This is a genomic window from Mitsuokella jalaludinii DSM 13811, from assembly GCF_000702905.1.
Lineage (GTDB): Bacteria > Bacillota > Negativicutes > Selenomonadales > Selenomonadaceae > Mitsuokella > Mitsuokella jalaludinii.
In genome coordinates this window covers 248778-266798 of record NZ_JNKR01000001.1, presented here as the reverse complement: position 1 = coordinate 266798, position 18021 = coordinate 248778, and the positions used below count along the sequence as shown (strand labels likewise).

The following is an 18021-nucleotide window of genomic DNA, read 5'->3' as shown; positions in this document are numbered from 1 at the left end:
CGAGCTGCGTGAAGATGCGCGGCCAGAAGGATTGAGAGAGGGGAGATCAGGATGGATTCATCCATATGGGTCATCGTCTTGTTCGCCATCATGGCGATTCTCAGCGATAAGCTCGGCAAGAAGAAGCCGTCCAAGAAAATGCCGCCGTTCCCGCCGCGCGATGTGGACCGCACGCTGCCGCCCCCCATGCCGGAACCATGGGGAAAGGCGGAGCGCGGGGAAAAGAACGTACCCTTTGAGATTCCTGATATCAAGGGGGCCCCGCTGCCGCAGGGCATGACGGACGAAGGCGGCATCTATCGTGAGCCCGGCACGAAGATGCAGGACATGCTTGAAGCCTACCGCGAGGAGATGGCCGACAAGGCGCGCGCCGCAGCGTACGAAGCGCAGCGCCGCGCCGAAGAAGCCGCCATCCGCGCCGAGGAAGAGGCCGGCTACGCGCAGCAGGCAGGCCTTGCAAAGAAGAAGACTGCACGCCGCGCTGCCATCCTGCCGCAATTCACGCCGGATCAGGTGCAGCAGGCTGTCGTTATGGCCGAGATACTGGGAAGACCAAAGGCATACCGCCATCATTCCCCATATCGTCGGCGCTAGGCGGCCAGGCCGTACAGGAGAAGCCTTCTCAGATTTTCAGGGAAGGCTTTTCTTGTGAGTTTTTTCATGACAAATCCGCGATTCTGTAGTAGAATTATAGAATTTGCAACAAGAAAGGCAGAGTCCCTTGTAAATAAAGGGTTCTCTGCCTTTTTATTTGCTGAAAGGTAACAGAAAGGTAACACTTTTACCAGATATTAGCGAGAATATCGGCTACTTCCTGCCCTTTGACGGGGTATAGGTGGCTGTAAATGTCCAGTGTGGTCTGGATGGATTTGTGGCCTAGGCGGTCACGTATGACGATGGGCGGCACGTTCTTCTGGATGAGCATGGACGCATGGGAGTGCCGGAGATCATGAATCTTGATGAGCGGCAGGCCCGCCTTCTCGGCTATCTTGTGGAAGTGCCTTGTCAGGTTGTAGTTGAACGGCAGAGACTCGAACAGGCGCGTGTGTGGCGTGGGGTTCGGTATCGCTTGGATATGTTCACTCAGGGCTTGGCATAGCTGGGGCGGTATGGATACCGTGCGGTTGCTGTGCGCCGTCTTTGGCGTGGTGATCTTGTCCTTGGCGTCGTAGCGGTGGTATGTCTTGGACACGGAGATCGAGCCAGCTTGCAGGTCAATGTCTTGGACGGTGAGGGCGAACGCTTCACCGACACGAAGACCAGACCAGAACAGCAGGCGGAAGAGAGTCCTATAGGGTTCTTCTCCTTCGGCGGCACGGTCGAACGCCTTGAACTGTTCTACTGTCCAGAACTGTATCGTCTGTTGGGCGGGTGCGCTCTTGACCGTCGTGCCAGCTATCTTGGCGGGGTTGCGTGGAAGGCTGTAATACTTGCACGCGAAAGACAGGACGGAAGAAAGCCGCCCGTGTAGATACTGGATGAACCTGTCCGAGAGTTCCGTGGAATCGTGCAGCTCGGTTTCCCATCGCCTGACGATGGCGGGCGTGATCTGGTTGATTGGCATGTCCTTGAAGTATGGCAGCACGCGCCGTTCTACGTTCGGGATAACAGAGTGCACGGATGATTCTTTGACGCGGTGCTTGAAGTCCTTCTTGTAGACCGCCCATAGGTTGCCGAACGTCATGCTGGGGGAGCCTGCTTCTCGCTCGATGAAGTCCCGTTCGTAGGCAAGTGCTTCCCGCTTGGTGGGAAAGCCGGACGCCTTCTTCTGCCGTCTCTTGCCCTGCCAGTCGGTGTAACGGAACATGATGAGCCAGCTTGTCTTGCCGTCCTGCAAGGTGCGTTTCTCAATGTGTGACATGTGCAGCACCTTCCCCATAGCTGGCGATGAAGTCGAGCAGGGCCGCTTTCTCGTGGTCGTAGACCTGTGTCAGGAAGGGCACAAGGTTCCGTTCCGTGGCGTACTGGTCAAGGGCCGTGTAGTAGGGAGCCTGATTCTCGGCCTTGATGGAGACAGGCAGGAAGCCGCCCGCCATGAGCTGGTAGTTCATGATCATGCGGGATGTTCTGCCGTTGCCGTCGGCGAATGGATGGATGCGCACAAACTCGGCGTGCGTCCATGCGGCAAACTCTACGGGGTGCATCCTGTCCCTGTTGGTGGGCATGTCCGCGAAGAAGAACTTGATTTGCTGGAGCATGTCATATGGCTCGGGCGGGCGGTGCGATGCGCCAATGATGCGCACGGCATGGGAACGGTAGATGCCGCCTTGCATGATGTTTTGCATCAGGATTTCATGGATGTCCTTCACGAGTTCTTCATCCAGAGGGCGGCCTTCTCGGATGAGCTGGCGTACATAGGTGAAGGCACGGTCGTGGTTCGTGACCTCGTACACCTCGCGGAGTTTCTTGCCGCCAATGGAAATGCCGTCCTCGAGCAGCACTTTCGTTTCCACAAGGGAAAGCGTGTTGCCTTCGATTTGCGTGGAGTCGTGGGCATACGTCACGTCGAAGTCGCGGTTGTAGTTGTCGAGCACGTCAGGCGGCAGTGTGCTGGCGATGCGGGACATGTCGGCCTTGAGTCGGTCAAGGGCCTTGTAGTCGAAGTCGGTCATGGTCGCGTTTCGTCCTTTCAGTGTGATATAATAAATAGCATTTAGTCTTTCTTGTGTTTGCCGTTGGCCTTCGGGTCGGCGGCTTTTTCTTTTGTCTGATCAGCGAGTGGGCTGTCAGCTTTGTCTGGTTCCTTACTGGTAGGGAAAGGGTCATGTCCTAGGAACGGCGTGAGCGGGCGGCCTTTTTGGTAGGCCAACAACATGTCCTTGTAGTGTTGGTATTGTTGCACGCCCATGAGAAGTACGGAAATGAACGCTTTATCGGCACTTGTATGCGCTTCTTCGTTGGCTTTATCTACGAAAGCGCGAAAAGTGTCAGTTGGCATCACAATGTCGAGGGTTTGTTTCTGACCTGCTGTTGCGTGTAGTATGAGATTTTCGATGAACAAGTCCTTGCTTAAGCGTTCGTATGCATCAGCAGGAATATGCAGATTGATGCTGTCTGTATCGTGCGTTGTAGTTATGCCGACGCTCTGCAACATGTACTCTGCGCGTTCGTAGAGGTCAACATGGTAGCCGAGCAAATCGTCTACGGAGACATGCAGCGCGGTGGCGATGGAAACGAGCGTGCTTGCTTGCGGTTCTCTTTTCCCTGTTTCGTAGTAACCGATTGCCGCACTGGAGATGTTGGACATATCGGCAAGTTCTTGGCGGCTGAGACCATGCGCTTCTCGTAATTGCTTGAGCTTTTTCGTGAATTGAATCAATGGGTTTGGCTCCTTCCAACAACTGTTTCATTATCATGTTGACATTCTAACACATGTTGGATATAATGGGAATAAGAAACAACAAAGTTTGCGTATTAAAACTATTGTTGTTTCACATGAAACATTGAAGGGAGTGAACCGTATGGACAAGGCAAAACTGCTTGATCTGATGGCTGAGAAGGGCCTGACACAGGCGGGGCTGGCGAATAAGGCTGGCGTGTCGCGGACGGCTGTCTGGGGCATGATGAAGAAAGGCCGCACGCCAACGATTGTAACGCTCGGCAAGATTGCCCGTGTACTTGGCGTGCGTCCGTCTGAGCTGATGGACATGTGACGGCACAAGAAAAGCCGCCCGTGGGCGGCAGTACAGAAAGAGAGGTAACGCTATGAGTATTCCGACGAGTGAGCAAGAGACGGTCGTCCAGTATGACCGCAACGGCGAGACGATGACCGTCTACACAACGGATTCAACGCAGATCACACGCCTTGATAAGATTTACCAGCGACATAAAGAACACAAGCAGGCTGGCGAGGTCGTTGCTGTGGAGTACGTCGTGGACAAGAACCTGCTGTCTTATCGGTCAAGGCGTGTCAAGCGTACCTTGTCAGACGAACAGCGGGCGGAGATGGTAGCGAGATTGAAAGCAGGGCGAGAAAAGGCCAGTCAAGCAGGGGTCTAATTTCGATTTTAAAGTCATTTCCCCTTGTAGCTACAAGAAGGAGTAAAATCCAAAGACATACGGGTACACTTACCTAGGGGCGACAATAGAAGGGCCGCTCGTAGGCTGTACAGAAAGGATGAACGATATGAACGCAACTATTGAACCGAAAGTAGATGTGAAGCACGAGGTCACGATTGACCTGTGTGACCTGTCTATTGCGATGGCAGAGGAAGAACAGGACGATGGCGAGCTGGCCATGATGCGTGCGGACGCAATTGCGAAGATCATGAATCGGTACATCGACGAGGACACGACGATTGCAATCAACAGTGTCAACCTGAGCTACACAGACCATGTTTCCGTCGATGCCTATGAGTATCATCAGAGGGATGAAGGAGGCCGTTGTACGGTGGGCCTGTCTTTCCGAGACGCAGATGATCGAGAGCTTGCCTTGTGGCTTGTGGATGCAGTAGGTAGCGAATTACACCTTGAGTTTCACAACAGTGAGCAGGTTGGCGTCGGGAAGCTGCTTGTTATCAGCTTGAAGTAAGAGCGAGGTGGGCATGATGGAACAGGTACAAAGGGCGGCACTTCCTAGCTTCATGCAGGAGCGCATGGCGGCCCTTGAGTCGGCTGGCTATGCGGTGCAAGAGACGTGCCGAGACAACGACCACTTCACGGCGGGCATGGAGAACCAGCAGGGCCGAGTGCTCGTGATTGTCGGCAAGGCCGAGACTGGCGGGCGGCATGGTGAACTCAACGTGTTCTTCGAGCGTGGCGGCTGGCGTGCACTGATCAGCAAGTTACAGGCAATGAAAGGATGACAACAATGAAACAAGAAGTGAACGAGAAAATCGACACCGAGACGGTTCGATTTGTCACGACGAAAGAAGCCATGAAAATCATGTGCTGCTCGCGTCCAGCAGCTAGTCGGGCTATCCATCTGACGAACGAGCGTTTGAAGAAGAAGGGCTGCTACACGATGCGCGGGCGTTGCAATCGTCAGGCGTTTTTCGAAACACTCGGCATCTGTTGATGCAGAAAGGATGAATGACTATGAAAAAACAGATTGTTGACCTCTCAGTGTTCTGGGAGTCGGTGGCGAAACATCATGCCGAGGAATACGAAGGTGCGCGGCGACACATCGAGAACGCAATCAATCAGGCCCTTGCTGGCGTGTCGGCGGTGGCATGGGAAGGGATGGCGATTCGTGGCGTGCGTCACATCCGCGTGGGCAATGCGTTGGAGCTGGCCTTGCTGGATGCAGACGGTGATGTGATTGCTGATTCCGAGGGCGCGCTGCTGATGTATGACAGGCTGGTTCTCAAAACATGGCCTGATGACGGCGGCCTGCTTGAGATTAAGCTGGAAAGGTTGTGACACGAATGAGCGCAAACAAAAAAGCCGTTGCAGGTGCGGGAACACCAACAGCGGCAGAAGGACAAGTTGTTTTGACCGACACTTCGTCCATATCCATTTTACCACAAAACGAGGAAGCCGCCCAGAAAATTGTGATGCTGGTGGCGAAAACATTGTGCCGCCTGTACGGTGAAGCGACGGGCCAGCAGTTGGAAGTCGTTTCCGTGAAGCGACGGCAGTATACAACAGAATGAAATTGTGGAGAGCCGGAGATGTGTGCGGCTCTCTTTTGTCTGAATATGAAAGGTGGTGACGGTATGTCAGACAACAAGAAAACCAACATGGATGAATCTGCAAAACCATATATAGATCCGCCTAAAGAGCTGTTCTATAGCAAGGATTTGACGGAGCCTGAGCTGGTGTATTACATCATGATAGTCATGCTATCCTACACAAAAGGCTATTGCTTTATGTCGAATCGTAACTTAGGGGCGATACGAGGAAAGTCAATTCGTACTATGCAGCGTATCATAGACGGACTGAGAACGAAAGGCTATGTACAGGTCAAGGTTTATGTCGACGATGAAGGGAACAGCCATCGAAACATCATACCTACAAAGCATGTCAAGTTAGTCATGGGGCATGTCAAATTTGACGTGGGGGGTGTCATGAGTGACGTAGGGGGCATGACAGATTTGTCGCCCACCCCATGTCAGAATTGGCAACATAATAACAACAAGATGAATAAGAGCGCAAATGCGGATTTGCGCAAGCGTGCATCCTATCAGCAGGATAAGACGGAGACGATGTTCAGCGAGTTCTATCAGGCATATCCGAAGAAGCGAGACAAGGCGAAGGCACGGAAGTCATTCTTCAAGATCAAGAACCTGCCTGACGTGTTCCCTCAGCTGATGAAAGGGCTAGAGCAGCAGAAGTTGTCGGCAGACTGGAAGAAGGATGGCGGCAAGTACATCCCATATCCTTCAACGTGGCTGAATGACGAGAGATGGGAGGACGAGCTGGCAACACAGGTACAGCCGCCCGCGTCCGCTTCTTCGGCGTGGGGTGGTATTCCCATGGTGTCAGACGAGACAGAAGAAGAACGGCAGGCCAGAGTTGAAGCATCGATTCGAGAAATGAAAATGCAGGATCAGGCCGATAGGTGAAAGGCGGCGACGATATGAGCGAAAAAACAAAGCTGTTTGACGATACAGCAGAACAAGCAATCTTAGGGGCTATTCTCTATAGCGCGGCTGATTGCATTGACAAGGTGCGGCTGACGGGCCTGAAAGAGGATGACTTTTACAAGCAGGTCAATCGAGCCTTATATCATTCCTTCTTACAGATGGCAGATGACGGGATGCACATTGACATAAAAACGGTCATGATACATCTACAGAAAGTTGGGCTTGCCGGCGAGATTACCCCGTTGTTCCTGTCTCAGCTATTGGAACAGGCAGGACCTTCCGATACGTACGAACAGCAGATACAGGAATATGCACGCACGATCAAGGACTACTCAGCACGGCGCGAGATGCAGCAAGTTGCGCGTTGCCTGCTGGCTGATTCTCAGGACATGGGGAAAGCGGTTGTTGCCATTTCTGGTAGTGTGCAAGAACGCCTGACAGCCTTGACGACGGCAGATGATGGCGCGGGCTGGCAGAGAATGACAGACAGGATGATCGACTATCTAGAATACTTCAACAACAGGCAGTGCGGCCTAGACACGGCATTAAAGACTGGCTTCGTTGACCTTGATAGGGCAATCGTCGGGCTTGGGCGTGGAGAGCTTGTTATATTGGCAGCTCGTCCTTCTATGGGCAAGACGGCCCTTGCCTTGAATATCATGGCAAACGTATGCAAGCAGGGCGGAAAGGTGCTGTTCGTCTCAGAAGAAACGCCTAAGAACAAGGTCTATGATCGCCTGATTTCCAGTATCGGGGATATAGACTACAAGCTGTTGAGAGAAGGCCGCTTAAACGAAAAAGGGGCCAACAAGGTTATCAAGCTATGCGAATCCCTTAAGGAGTTCCAGCTGGATATTTTTGACAGGCGCGTGAGTGTGGCGGAAATGAAGGCACGGGCACAGCTTACCAAAGCGAAGTTCAACGGCCTTGACTTGGTAGTGGTCGATCATATCCAGCTTACACGTGGTGATGGGCGTTACCGTGACAGGGTTCATGAAGTCGGCGAGATTGTGCATGGCCTGAAAGACCTTGCAACACGGCTGGATGTGCCAGTGCTTGCCTTGTCTCAGCTTTCACGAGCATCGGAAACGAGAGAGGATAAGCGGCCTTTGCTTTCTGATCTGCGAGAAACGGGCGACATTGAACAGGATGCAGACATAGTTCTGGGGCTGTATCGTCCTGCCTACTACACGAGGGACAAGACAGACAGGCATGTGGAGCTAGGGACACTGAAGGCCAAGGACTCAGAGTTAAAGGTCATCCCGCTTATTTGGTATGGTGAGACACAAACGTTCAGGTCGGCAGCAACGAGGATAGAATGAAATGATAGGAGTGACGAACATGAAGATGAAACGGATTGCTGGCAAGCGGGACGAGCGGCAGAAGGCCGAGGAGCTGCTGAGAGCGCGGAAGGCGTGCCGGTATCTGACACAAAGCACCAAACACATGGAGCGAATTGTAGCGGGCGGCACGATCGAGTGGGCAGACGAGAAGGACGTTGTTCCTGCTTTCGTCGGTCTTGTGCGGTACTTTGCCTACCTAGAGAACGAGGAGCTGGACGACGAGACGAACACGGGCCTGAAAGACTTGGGGAACGTATTCCATTCTATGCTGCTGCTAGGGTCGCTGCTATCGGCTGAGAAGGTTGCACAGCTGTTCCCGCCTGAGAAGTGGTACGACGGCGCGAGATATGAATGGCAGGACTACTACACGGCACGGCAGGCAGTCGAAGCGGCGGGCGGCTGGAAGCGGTTCAAGGGGACGCGCGAGGTGCTGGATTTCTTGATGGAGATGACGAATTGGGATATTCGATTGTGCTGTCTTGCTGGTATGCATGTCATGGACGAGATGCGGGAGCGCGAGGGCAAGCAATCCTTGATAGAGTCTTTCGTTGAGCAGCAGACGGGGGAGCCGTGCTTTCTTCCGAAGCATGTAACCGAAGCAAGGGACAAGCAGGGGCGCGTCTATCTTGTTGCAGATGGCGAGGTGCTGGGCCTGAAAGCAAAGCCGCGCCGCCCGAAGTGGATGCGCAAGATCGATGGCTGGAAGGAGTGACGGCTATGAAGAAACCATTCACATGCTATGCGGTGAGCCGTGGCAGGGCCGTTGGCGTTTTCGACAAGTGGGCGACATGTGCGGCAAGCGTGCAAGATTACGGGTTAGCCGCCCGTTACCGTGGCTTCTATTCGCGGGCTGATGCCGAAGCGTGGCTGCTGGACGAGCGGGCGCGGCTGGAAGAAGCGCGGCAGGCACGGCGGAAGAAGCGCGGCAAGGACACGGACGCAAACGGCTGGCGGTTCGTTCCAGCAACTGAGCCATTGCAAGGGCCTGTCATCCCTGTGTGGAAGCAGGAGACGAACGCGGGCACTAACAAATGCTAACAGCTAAGAAATCCTAAGATTGCGACGGGCAGATGTGGCCCGTCTTTTTTTGTCTGTACGCGAGGACAGCAGGCAGTAGCGGGCAGGATTATCCTCTCAGACGCGCTAGGACGCGCTACAAGGGCTGTCCATGCGCTGGCCTATGGTAGTGTATAGGGGCGGAGGATTCGACGGGCAGGAAGCAGGCACGGAGAACAGGCCAGACGAAAATAAACGCAAATGGCGGGCGGCGGTGTCGGCGGGACGGGGTCGGCATATTGGCGAGTCCCTGCAAGTCGATGCGGGCGGCAGGGAATATGGCGAGTTTTCCGAGTCCCTAAAAGGTGAGTTTCTTCATGCCCATAAAAGCAGACGAGAACGGCAGGCTGGTTGCAGGTTCCCGTTGACAAGTGGCTGGCAGGGGCGGACAATGAAAGCAGGTGTTCTTTGTCGAAAGGGGTGCTGACGATGCAGGAGATTATGACGGTGGATTCCATGCGGGACTACATGCGGGCGGCTGGGCAGTACGCTGCTAGGATTGCCAGCTTGACGCAGGAGATTCAGGATCTTGTCGGCGATGTGCTGCCACATTACTCAGGGTGGCACGTGTCGGGAGCGCGTGGCGGTGCGGGAGCTTCGGCGGTGGAGTCTGCTGTCACGCTGGCAGAGAAGCAAAGAAGCAAGGCCGCCCGCCTGATGCAGGAAGTCCTCAGGATGCGGCGGGAGCTTGCTTTCTTGGACACGCTGGAGTGTTGGGACTGGTGCAACGTTGTCCGGTTGCACTACTTCTATGGTCTGCGCTGGCCTGAGATTGCACGGCGCGTTCATCGCTGTGAGTCTACTTGCAGGCGGTACGAGCAGGAACAGCTGGAAATGTTGTGTGATGAATGGAACGTAGCAGTGCAGAAACAGTCTGGCATTGCGCGGGCGGCTGTGGTACAATGATGGTGAGAGGACCGCTTGATTTATCGGATGTAGGGCTACCCCCACGGTTTACGGCTCCAACAATATGGCTGTCGTGGGACACCGCACCAGCGTTGGACTGTGTGGCAGCACCTAAGCCCTGGCTGCTATAAATCAAGCGGGAAGCTTCTTCGCTGAGTCGTTTCGGACGTTTGGTTCGGGGCTCGTGACATCGGACATCGGCGAGGTTCTCTTTAGAGGTCGTTGAACCTTCTACCCTCCATGGGCAATTGGAGCCCGGCGGACTGGTAGAAGTCAGCGGCCTGTTTTCATATCTGTGGTTGTTGGTGCTGGAGGGCGATACAACAGGGCTTCTGCGTGGTAACAGCGGTAACACGATGAACAGGGCCAGCGGTAACAGAATGGTAACAAAAAATGGAAAAAGACCTTCAAAATGCCCTGTTCAGAACGCTTTGAACGTGTGATAACTGTGATTGACGGCTGTTTCTGGCTGGGTTATAATTATAGAATGTGTTATGCGTCATAAATAAGAGTAAGATTTTGTAGGTGATGAATTTGTCAAACCAGATGTTTGATGTCATAAAGGGCGATCTTGAAGTACTGGAGCAGGGCCTGCAGGAGGCCGTGACTTCCACGAATGACCTGGTGACGGAAGTCGGCATGCACATCGTGACATCGGGCGGGAAGCGCATCCGTCCGGCGCTCTGCCTGCTGTCGGCTCGCGGCGGCAGAGCCTTTGACCTGCCGCATGTCCTGCCGCTGGCAGAGGCGCTTGAGCTCATCCACACGGCATCGCTGGTCCATGACGATGTCATCGATGAGGCGGATACGCGCCGCGGTGCGGCGACGGCCAATGCGCGCTGGAACAACCAGGTGGCCATCCTCTCGGGCGACTACATCTTCGCGAGAGCTTTCACACTGATTGCAGAGGAGGGCTATGATCCGTACGTCTCGAAGCGCCTGGCCGATCTCGTCTGCAACCTCAGTGTCGGCGAGATCATCCAGGACCACGCTGTTTACCAGGCTTCGCGCGGCGTGGCCGACTACTACGAGCGCATCCAGAAAAAGACGGCCGATTTCCTCGAGATCTGCTGTGAGCTCGGCGCCATGGTCGGCGGCATGGACCGCGAGGAGATGAAGAAGCTCGCGGAGTATGGCCACTGCATCGGCATGGCCTTCCAGATCACGGATGACCTCCTCGACATCGAGCAGACGGCTGAGACAATCGGCAAGCCGGCCGGCAATGACATCCGTCAGGGGATCGTGACCCTGCCCGTCATCCGGGCACTCGAGACGAGCCCCGATGCCGAGGAACTCGAGCGCATCGTCACGGACATGGAGATGACGGACGAGATGGTCGAGCGCGCATTAGAGATAGTCAAGGCGACGGACGGCGTGGACTTCGCCAAGGCGAAGGCGGACGAGTACCTTGCGCGCGCCAAGGCAGCATTGCCGGAAGGACTGCCCGACGCCATCCGCGAAGCGTATGAGATGGTAGCCGACTTTATCGGCGACCGCGATTTTTGACCGCATGGATATCGTGCTATCGTGAAACGGTAAATGGAGGGACAATATGTTTGGAATTGGTGTACCGGAGCTCGTGCTCATCCTGATCATCGGGCTCATCGTCTTTGGCCCCGGCAAGCTGCCGGAGATGGGGCGTACGCTTGGCAAGGGAATCCGTGAATTCCGCAAGGCATCGAATGCGCTGACGCAGGCGATGAACGCACCGGAACCCCCGCCGCAGGCTCAGCCAAAGCCACAGCCGCAGCCCACACCGCAGGCACAGGCACAGCAGAGCGCAGCACAGGCGCCTGCTGCAGAAGCAGCGAAGGCACAGGCAGAAGCGCCGCAGCAGACCGCACCGAAAGCGCCTGCCTATGAGGCACCGACACAGGAGAGCGTGCGCCAGCAGATCGCTGAGACGCAGGCGAAGAAGGAAGCCGCGGGCAAAGAGAAACAATCAGTCTGAAGCAGGGCGCAACTTTTTGCGCCCGTTTTTATTTCAAGGTTATGGAAGCATAAGCCAAGCCTATAGTGTCTATTGGGAAACAGACTGGCCAGCCGCTCGGGCAGCATGTATAATAGAAGCATAGTGTGGAGCCGTGTGCAGGCTCATCAGTCTTTCGTATTTGGGGAGGAAATATCATGTTTGGATTAGGTGTACCGGAACTCGTACTCATCTTGATCATCGGCCTTGTCATCTTTGGCCCGGGAAAACTGCCGGATGTCGGCAAGGCGCTCGGCAAGAGCATCCGCGAGTTCAAGTCGGCCAGCAATGACGAGGATGGGAAGAAAGACGACAAGATGATCAATGTGACGGCGGAGACGAAAGAGACGCCTGTCAAGAAAGATGAGCAGAAGTGAGCAGGATAAGAGGTACCCATGGCAGAAATGGCAGAAGAAAGACAATATGAAGAAATAGAAGCGCCGCAGCAGACGAGCGAAGCGGCAGAGACGGTGCAGGAAGTGCAGTCGGACGATGACGGTACGATGTCGCTCATCGCACATCTGACGGAACTGCGCAGCCGACTCATCAAATGTCTCATCGCTGTCGGCCTGGGCAGCTGCGTTGGATATTACTTCATCGAGGAGATCATGCATTATCTGACGCTGCCTGCGGGCAAGCTCTACTATATGCAGCCGTCTGAGGCGTTCTTCACGTACCTCAAGGTGGCTGTCGTCGCCGGCTTCCTCATGGCACTGCCCATCGTCTTTTACCAGGTATGGCGGTTCTTCCTGCCGGCCCTGACGGCCAAGGAGCGCATGGTGCTCGGCATCGTCGTGCCGACGTCGGTCGTCCTGTTTTTCTCGGGACTGGCCTTCTCGTTCTTCCTGGTCTTGCCGGCGGGCATCCGCTTCTTCATGGGCTTCGGCAATGCGGAGCTCGAGGCGCTCTTTTCCGTCAACAAGTATTTTGATTTCGTCATCACGTTCGTCCTGCCGTTTGGCTTCGTGTTCGAGCTGCCGCTCGTCATAACGATCCTCGGCAAGATGGGCATATTGACTTCGGCTATGCTCAAGAAGTATCAGCGCATCGTCATCTTCCTGTCCTTCGTCGCCGGCGCCATCATCACGCCGACGCCGGATGTCTTCACGCAGTCGATGATCGCGCTGCCGATGATTGTCCTCTACGAGGTCGGCTACTTCATCGTGCGCTTCATCCTGCGCCGGTGAATATGGAGGCGGAGTCAGCAGAGTCAACTCAGTCTGCTTAGATTGATACGATAGAGAAGGAGAGATTTTTTTGGCTTACAGAGATCTGCGCGAATTCATCGAGGCCCTCGAGAGCAAGGGCCTCTTGAAGCGCATCAAGACAGAGGTGGACCCGGATCTCGAGATCACGGAGATCACGGACCGCGTGTCCAAGATGAAGGGCGAGAAGAATGTCGCCCTGCTCTTCGAGAACGTCAAGGGTTCGAAGATGCCGGTGCTCATGAACGCCTTCGGCAGCTACGAGCGCATGGCCATGGCCCTCGGCGTCGAGAAGCTCGACGATGTCGCGGATGAGCTCCGCGAGATGATGAAGCTGCCGTACGTCTCGTTGCAGAACAAGATGAGCGTCGTCACGATGATTCCGATGATCAAGCGGGCCATCAACTTCCCGAAGTACGTCAAGCATGCGCCGTGCCAGGAAGTCGTCGAGACGGAGAACCCGGATCTCGACGAGATCCCCATCCTCAAGTGCTGGCCGGATGACGGCGGCCCGTTCGTCACCTTGCCGCTCGTCTTCACCAAGAACCCGAATACGGGCAAGCGCAACGTCGGCATGTATCGCTTACAGAAGTACGACAGCAAGACGACGGGCATGCACTGGCACATCCATAAGAACGGCGCGGAGAACTTCCGCGACATGAAGGCGCAGGGCGGCGCGTGCATCGAGGCGGCTGTCGCCATCGGCACAGACCCTGTCGTGACGTACGCGGCGACAGCACCGCTGCCGCGCGACATCGATGAGATGGTCTTCGCGGGCTTCCTGCGCCACAAGTCGGTCGAGATGGTCAAGTGCAAGACGGTTGACATCGAGGTGCCGGCCACGGCAGAGATCATCCTCGAGGGCTACGTCCGCACGGATGAGATGCGCCGCGAGGGCCCGTTCGGCGACCACACGGGCTACTACTCCCTCGCCGACGACTACCCAGTCTTCCACGTCACGGCCATCACGCACCGCAAGGATGCCATCTACTCGGCAACCGTCGTCGGCAAGCCGCCGATGGAGGACTGCTTCCTCGCCAAGGCGACGGAGCGCATCTTCCTGCCGCTCCTGCAGCAGATGCAGCCGGAGATCATCGACATCAACATGCCGCTCGAGGGCGTCTTCCACGACTGCTGCATCGTCTCCATCAAGAAGTCGTACCCGATGCAGGCGCGCAAGGTCATGCATGCGCTCTGGGGCATGGGTCAGATGATGAACGTCAAGATGATCATCGTCGTCGACGCACATGTCGATGTCCAGGACATCAGCGAAGTGGCCTGGCGCGTCTTCAACAACATCGACGCGAAGCACGATCTCGAGATCGTCGAGGGCCCTCTCGACGTGCTCGACCACTCCTCGCCGATGGCGAAGTGGGGCGCGAAGCTCGGCGTCGATGCGACGAAGACCTGGCCGGAAGAGGGGCACAGCCGCGAATGGCCGGATGAGATCGCGATGTCGGAGGACATCAAGGCGAAGGTCGATGCGAAGTGGAAGGAGCTTGGACTCGAGTGATCTCTATCAAAGCACACATCAACAACGTCGCCCTGCACCACACGATCTTCGACCTGCCGTTCGCCTTCATGGGGGCGGTGCTCGCTGCGGGCGGCCATCCGCGTCTCATCGACCTCTTCTGGATCGCGATGGCCATCACGACGGGCCGCGCCGCGGCGATGGCCATCGACAATCTCGCCGACCTCAAGTACGACAAGCAGCAGCCGCGCATGGCCTACCGCGCGATGGTTGCAGGACGCATCTCGAAGCGCGAGGCGCTCGTCTTCATCGTCATCTGCCTTGTGCTCATGGTGCTCTCAGTCCTGCAGCTGCAGCCGATCTGCATCTACCTGCTGCCCGTGGCGGCCATCCCGTTCATCATCTACCCGTTCATGAAGCGCGTGACGGGCTGGGTCCACATGTTCCTTGGCCTCGCCATCGCCATGGCGCCGGCGGGCGGCTGGGTCGGCGTCAGCGGCACGGTCACGGCGCCGCTCATCGTGCTCTGTCTGGCCGTCGCGCTCTGGATCGGGGCGTTTGATGCGATGTACGGTGCGCAGGATGAGGAATTCGACCGCAGCCAGGGGCTCCACTCGCTGGCCGTCAGCTACGGCGCAGCCGGGGCCTTCCGCATCGCCGTCGCCGCGCATATCATCTGCATCGCCTGCTTCGCGGCGGTCGGCTTCATGATGCACCTCTCGGCGCTCTACTTCGTTGGTGTATTCATCGCCGCTGCGACGCTCTGTTACCAGCATCGCATCGTGAGCCCAACTGATTTTTCCCGCGTGACGCAGCGGTACTTCATGCGCAATGGCATCGTCTCGGTGGCCATCTTTGCCTGTACCTGGCTGAGTTTCTATATCTGACCGATAGTCTTGACGTTGTTTTTTCAGAGATAGAGAGATAGGAAAGGTGATTCTATGACAGCTCGTATTTTGGAGGGCAAGGTCTTTGCCCAGGCATTCCGCGAGGACGCGCAGAAGAAGGCAGCCGCTCTGCAGGAGAAGTACGGCGTGCAGCCGGGCCTTGCCGTCATCATCGTCGGCTCGAATCCTGCCTCGCAGGTCTACGTGCGCAACAAGCACAAGTCGTGCGAGGCGCTCGGCATCTACTCCGAAGTCATTGAGATGCCCGAGACGACGACAAAAGACGAGCTCATCGCGAAGATTGATGCGCTCAACGCGGACGTGAAGATCCACGGCATCCTCGTGCAGCTGCCGCTGCCCGAGCAGATTGCCGCGCACGAGTCGGAGATCCTCGAGCGCATCCGCCCGGAGAAGGACGTCGACGGCTTCCATCCCGTCAACGTCGGCCGCCTCGTGACGGGAGAGCCGGGACTCGTGCCCTGCACGCCGTTCGGCTGCCTGCGCATGCTCGAGCTCGCCGGCATCCCGATTGACGGTCAGCGCGCCGTCATCATCGGCCGCAGCAACATCGTCGGCAAGCCGATGCTCCATCTGCTGCTCGGCAAGAATGCGACGGTCACGATCTGCCACAGTCACACGAAGGACCTGCCGGCCATCACGCGCGAGGCCGACATCCTCGTCGCAGCCGTCGGCCGCCCGAAGTTCGTCACGGCTGACATGGTCAAGCCGGGCGCGACAGTCATCGATGTCGGCATCAACCGCATCGCGCCGAAGAAGCTCGTCGGCGACGTCGACTTCGAATCCGTCAAGGAAGTCGCCGGCGCCATCACGCCGGTGCCGGGCGGCGTCGGACTCTTGACCGTCGCCATGCTCATGGAAAATGTTGTCCGCGCCGCAGAAATGCAGCTTCAGGCATAACATGAATATAGAAAGTGTTTCTCAGAGAATGCAGGAGGTACAGAAATGAAAACCGATGTTGAGATTGCACAGGAAGCCGAGATGCGCCCCATCCAGGAGATCGCGGAAAAGCTTGGCATTTCCGATGATGAACTGGAACTTTACGGCAAGTACAAGGCAAAAGTCGCGCTCTCTGCCTGGGAGCGCGTCAAGGAGCAGCCGAACGGCAAGCTCATCCTCGTGACGGCCATCAACCCGACGCCGGCAGGCGAGGGCAAGACGACGACGAGTGTCGGCCTTGCGGACGCCTTCCACCGCCAGGGCCGGAAGGTCGCCGTCGCACTGCGTGAGCCGTCGCTCGGCCCGTGCTTCGGCCTTAAAGGCGGCGCTGCCGGCGGCGGCTACGCGCAGGTCGTGCCGATGGAGGACATCAATCTGCACTTCACGGGCGATTTCCACGCCATCACGACGGCCCACAACCTGCTCGCCGCTGTCATCGACAACCACATCCAGCAGGGCAATGCGCTCGACATCGATGTGCGACGCATCACCTGGAAGCGCGTGCTTGACCTCAATGACCGCGCGCTGCGCCACGTCGTCATCGGCCTCGGCGGCAAGGCCCACGGCACGCCGCGCGAGACGGGGTTCGACATCACGGTCGCTTCGGAGATGATGGCCATCCTCTGCCTCGCGAAAGACCTCGAGGACATGAAGCAGCGCCTCGGCGAGATCGTCATCGGCTACAGCCGCGAAGGCCGCGCCATCCGCGCGAAAGAACTCAATGTCACGGGCGCGCTGACGCTGCTCTTCAAGGATGCCATCAAGCCGAACCTCGTGCAGACGCTCGAGGGCACGCCAGCCTTCATCCACGGCGGCCCGTTCGCGAATATCGCACATGGCTGCAACAGCGTCATGGCGACGAAGTTCGCGCTGAAATTCGCCGATTACGTCGTCACGGAGGCAGGCTTCGGCGCGGACCTCGGTGCCGAGAAATTCCTCGACATCAAGTGCCGCTTTGCCGGCCTGAAACCGGATGCCGTCGTCATCGTCGCGACGGTCCGCGCGCTCAAGATGCACGGCGGCCTCGACAAGAAGGAACTCGGCAAGGTCGACATGGCAGCGCTCGAGAAGGGCATTGCCAACCTCACGAAGCACATCGAGAACATCCATAAGTTCGGCCTGTCGGCTGTCGTCGCCATCAATGCCTTCCCGACGGACACGAAGGAAGAGCTCGACTTCGTCGAGAAGAAGTGCAATGAACTCGGTGCCGAAGTCGCGCTGTCGGAGGTCTGGGCTAAGGGCGGCGAAGGCGGCCTGGAGCTTGCCGACAAGGTCATCGCGGCGACAGAGAAACCGAACGACTTCCACTTCATCTACGATGTCAATGAGAGCATCCCTGAAAAGATCGAGAAGATCACGAAGGAGATCTACGGCGGCGATGGCGTCGACTTCACGCCGGCTGCCAAGAAACAACTCAAGGAGATCGAGGAGCTCGGCTTCGACAAGATGCCGGTCTGCATGGCCAAGACGCAGTACTCGCTCTCGGACGATGCGACGAAGATCGGCCGTCCGACTGGCTTCCGCATCACGGTCAAGGAACTGCGCATCAGCGCCGGCGCCGGCTTCATCGTCGCCCTGACGGGCAACATCCTGACGATGCCGGGCCTGCCGAAGCATCCGGCTGCCGAGAACATGGACATCGACGTCAACGGCAAGATCACAGGACTGTTCTGATGATTGGATCATGACGCCACAGCTGC

24 protein-coding genes are annotated in these 18021 nt (G+C 56.7%); 21 read left to right on the top strand and 3 right to left on the bottom strand.

The features are described from left to right. Positions 1-51: 51 nt before the first annotated feature. Positions 52-594, top strand: a complete 543-nt coding sequence (locus tag T518_RS11310; protein WP_051652127.1) for a hypothetical protein — start codon at positions 52-54, stop codon at positions 592-594. A 187-nt stretch (positions 595-781) separates the two neighbouring features. Here the strand turns inward: T518_RS11310 and T518_RS01225 are convergent, their stop codons facing one another. From T518_RS01225 to T518_RS11305, 3 genes are read right to left on the bottom strand one after another with little or no spacing between them, the layout of a single operon-like run. Then, positions 782-1861 (bottom strand): site-specific integrase, encoded by a 1080-nt coding sequence (locus T518_RS01225; protein WP_036374453.1) that lies wholly within the window; start codon positions 1859-1861, stop codon positions 782-784. Next, entirely contained in the window at positions 1848-2612 is a 765-nt protein-coding gene (locus T518_RS01220) for a Fic family protein (protein WP_036373973.1), read from the bottom strand. Before T518_RS01220 ends, T518_RS01225 begins: the two co-directional genes overlap by 14 nt. A 41-nt stretch (positions 2613-2653) precedes the next feature. Next, entirely contained in the window at positions 2654-3319 is a 666-nt protein-coding gene (locus T518_RS11305) for a helix-turn-helix domain-containing protein (protein ID WP_051652125.1), read from the bottom strand. 142 nt (positions 3320-3461) lie between these two features. Here T518_RS11305 and T518_RS01210 point away from each other — a divergent pair, with 142 nt between their 5' ends. The 20 genes from T518_RS01210 (at position 3462) to T518_RS01120 (ending at position 17995) form a co-directional block, all read left to right on the top strand. Then, the gene (locus T518_RS01210) at positions 3462-3653 is read left to right on the top strand and encodes a helix-turn-helix domain-containing protein (RefSeq protein WP_036373970.1); all 192 of its coding nucleotides are present in this window, start codon (positions 3462-3464) and stop codon (positions 3651-3653) included. Positions 3654-3705: 52 nt separating this feature from the next. Continuing rightward, a complete protein-coding gene (locus T518_RS01205; RefSeq protein ID WP_036373967.1) occupies positions 3706-3999 on the top strand; it encodes a hypothetical protein in 294 nt (97 codons plus the stop codon). Positions 4000-4126: 127 nt separating this feature from the next. Then, a complete protein-coding gene (locus T518_RS01200; RefSeq protein ID WP_155948025.1) occupies positions 4127-4531 on the top strand; it encodes a hypothetical protein in 405 nt (134 codons plus the stop codon). Between the two features lie 13 nt (positions 4532-4544). After that, complete coding sequence (locus tag T518_RS01195; protein ID WP_036373961.1) at positions 4545-4805, top strand: hypothetical protein; 261 nt, start codon at positions 4545-4547, stop codon at positions 4803-4805. Between the two features lie 5 nt (positions 4806-4810). Beyond that, a complete protein-coding gene (locus tag T518_RS01190) occupies positions 4811-5017 on the top strand; it encodes a hypothetical protein (protein ID WP_036373958.1) in 207 nt (68 codons plus the stop codon). Between the two features lie 20 nt (positions 5018-5037). Continuing rightward, entirely contained in the window at positions 5038-5361 is a 324-nt protein-coding gene (locus T518_RS01185) for a hypothetical protein (protein WP_155948024.1), read from the top strand. Between the two features lie 5 nt (positions 5362-5366). Then, positions 5367-5594, top strand: a complete 228-nt coding sequence (locus tag T518_RS11935) for a hypothetical protein (RefSeq protein ID WP_155948023.1) — start codon at positions 5367-5369, stop codon at positions 5592-5594. A gap of 63 nt (positions 5595-5657) precedes the next feature. Continuing rightward, positions 5658-6506, top strand: a complete 849-nt coding sequence (locus T518_RS11300; protein WP_162177181.1) for a helix-turn-helix domain-containing protein — start codon at positions 5658-5660, stop codon at positions 6504-6506. A 14-nt stretch (positions 6507-6520) separates the two neighbouring features. Further along, positions 6521-7849, top strand: coding sequence for a replicative DNA helicase (locus T518_RS01175; RefSeq protein ID WP_036373953.1), 1329 nt, complete (start codon positions 6521-6523; stop codon positions 7847-7849). A 25-nt stretch (positions 7850-7874) separates the two neighbouring features. Beyond that, complete coding sequence (locus T518_RS01170; protein WP_162177180.1) at positions 7875-8582, top strand: hypothetical protein; 708 nt, start codon at positions 7875-7877, stop codon at positions 8580-8582. A gap of 5 nt (positions 8583-8587) precedes the next feature. Further along, a complete protein-coding gene (locus T518_RS01165) occupies positions 8588-8908 on the top strand; it encodes an RNase H1/viroplasmin domain-containing protein (protein WP_036373947.1) in 321 nt (106 codons plus the stop codon). Between the two features lie 369 nt (positions 8909-9277). Further along, positions 9278-9832, top strand: a complete 555-nt coding sequence (locus T518_RS01160) for a hypothetical protein (RefSeq protein ID WP_162177178.1) — start codon at positions 9278-9280, stop codon at positions 9830-9832. A 546-nt stretch (positions 9833-10378) separates the two neighbouring features. Continuing rightward, positions 10379-11338, top strand: a complete 960-nt coding sequence (locus T518_RS01155; protein WP_036373941.1) for a polyprenyl synthetase family protein — start codon at positions 10379-10381, stop codon at positions 11336-11338. Positions 11339-11384: 46 nt separating this feature from the next. Further along, complete coding sequence (tatA, locus tag T518_RS01150; RefSeq protein ID WP_036373939.1) at positions 11385-11783, top strand: twin-arginine translocase TatA/TatE family subunit; 399 nt, start codon at positions 11385-11387, stop codon at positions 11781-11783. A gap of 176 nt (positions 11784-11959) precedes the next feature. Then, positions 11960-12178 (top strand): twin-arginine translocase TatA/TatE family subunit, encoded by a 219-nt coding sequence (locus T518_RS01145; RefSeq protein WP_036373937.1) that lies wholly within the window; start codon positions 11960-11962, stop codon positions 12176-12178. 18 nt (positions 12179-12196) lie between these two features. Further along, a complete protein-coding gene (tatC, locus tag T518_RS01140) occupies positions 12197-12988 on the top strand; it encodes a twin-arginine translocase subunit TatC (RefSeq protein WP_036373935.1) in 792 nt (263 codons plus the stop codon). A gap of 70 nt (positions 12989-13058) precedes the next feature. After that, on the top strand, positions 13059-14519 hold the full coding sequence (locus T518_RS01135) for a menaquinone biosynthesis decarboxylase (RefSeq protein WP_036373933.1): 1461 nt from the start codon (positions 13059-13061) through the stop codon (positions 14517-14519). Then, positions 14516-15364: a 4-hydroxybenzoate octaprenyltransferase gene (locus T518_RS01130; RefSeq protein ID WP_155948021.1), complete on the top strand. Its 849-nt coding sequence runs from the start codon at positions 14516-14518 to the stop codon at positions 15362-15364. Before T518_RS01135 ends, T518_RS01130 begins: the two co-directional genes overlap by 4 nt. A gap of 54 nt (positions 15365-15418) precedes the next feature. Beyond that, positions 15419-16282: a bifunctional methylenetetrahydrofolate dehydrogenase/methenyltetrahydrofolate cyclohydrolase FolD gene (folD, locus tag T518_RS01125; RefSeq protein ID WP_036373927.1), complete on the top strand. Its 864-nt coding sequence runs from the start codon at positions 15419-15421 to the stop codon at positions 16280-16282. A gap of 45 nt (positions 16283-16327) precedes the next feature. After that, positions 16328-17995, top strand: coding sequence for a formate--tetrahydrofolate ligase (locus tag T518_RS01120; protein WP_036373924.1), 1668 nt, complete (start codon positions 16328-16330; stop codon positions 17993-17995). The last annotated feature ends 26 nt before the right edge of the window (positions 17996-18021 follow it).

Coding starts and splice junctions, on each gene's coding strand:
- tatC (WP_036373935.1), top strand. CDS start 12,197: ATGGCAGAAATGGCAGAAGAAAGACAATATGAAGAAATAGAAGCGCCG.
- T518_RS11935 (WP_155948023.1), top strand. CDS start 5,367: ATGAGCGCAAACAAAAAAGCCGTTGCAGGTGCGGGAACACCAACAGCG.
- T518_RS11310 (WP_051652127.1), top strand. CDS start 52: ATGGATTCATCCATATGGGTCATCGTCTTGTTCGCCATCATGGCGATT.
- T518_RS01175 (WP_036373953.1), top strand. CDS start 6,521: ATGAGCGAAAAAACAAAGCTGTTTGACGATACAGCAGAACAAGCAATC.
- folD (WP_036373927.1), top strand. CDS start 15,419: ATGACAGCTCGTATTTTGGAGGGCAAGGTCTTTGCCCAGGCATTCCGC.
- T518_RS01220 (WP_036373973.1), bottom strand. CDS start 2,612: ATGACCGACTTCGACTACAAGGCCCTTGACCGACTCAAGGCCGACATG.
- T518_RS01120 (WP_036373924.1), top strand. CDS start 16,328: ATGAAAACCGATGTTGAGATTGCACAGGAAGCCGAGATGCGCCCCATC.
- T518_RS01225 (WP_036374453.1), bottom strand. CDS start 1,861: ATGTCACACATTGAGAAACGCACCTTGCAGGACGGCAAGACAAGCTGG.
- T518_RS01190 (WP_036373958.1), top strand. CDS start 4,811: ATGAAACAAGAAGTGAACGAGAAAATCGACACCGAGACGGTTCGATTT.
- T518_RS01145 (WP_036373937.1), top strand. CDS start 11,960: ATGTTTGGATTAGGTGTACCGGAACTCGTACTCATCTTGATCATCGGC.
- T518_RS01155 (WP_036373941.1), top strand. CDS start 10,379: ATGTTTGATGTCATAAAGGGCGATCTTGAAGTACTGGAGCAGGGCCTG.
- T518_RS11300 (WP_162177181.1), top strand. CDS start 5,658: ATGTCAGACAACAAGAAAACCAACATGGATGAATCTGCAAAACCATAT.
- T518_RS01200 (WP_155948025.1), top strand. CDS start 4,127: ATGAACGCAACTATTGAACCGAAAGTAGATGTGAAGCACGAGGTCACG.
- T518_RS01205 (WP_036373967.1), top strand. CDS start 3,706: ATGAGTATTCCGACGAGTGAGCAAGAGACGGTCGTCCAGTATGACCGC.
- T518_RS01185 (WP_155948024.1), top strand. CDS start 5,038: ATGAAAAAACAGATTGTTGACCTCTCAGTGTTCTGGGAGTCGGTGGCG.
- T518_RS01195 (WP_036373961.1), top strand. CDS start 4,545: ATGATGGAACAGGTACAAAGGGCGGCACTTCCTAGCTTCATGCAGGAG.
- T518_RS01170 (WP_162177180.1), top strand. CDS start 7,875: ATGAAACGGATTGCTGGCAAGCGGGACGAGCGGCAGAAGGCCGAGGAG.
- T518_RS01165 (WP_036373947.1), top strand. CDS start 8,588: ATGAAGAAACCATTCACATGCTATGCGGTGAGCCGTGGCAGGGCCGTT.
- tatA (WP_036373939.1), top strand. CDS start 11,385: ATGTTTGGAATTGGTGTACCGGAGCTCGTGCTCATCCTGATCATCGGG.
- T518_RS01210 (WP_036373970.1), top strand. CDS start 3,462: ATGGACAAGGCAAAACTGCTTGATCTGATGGCTGAGAAGGGCCTGACA.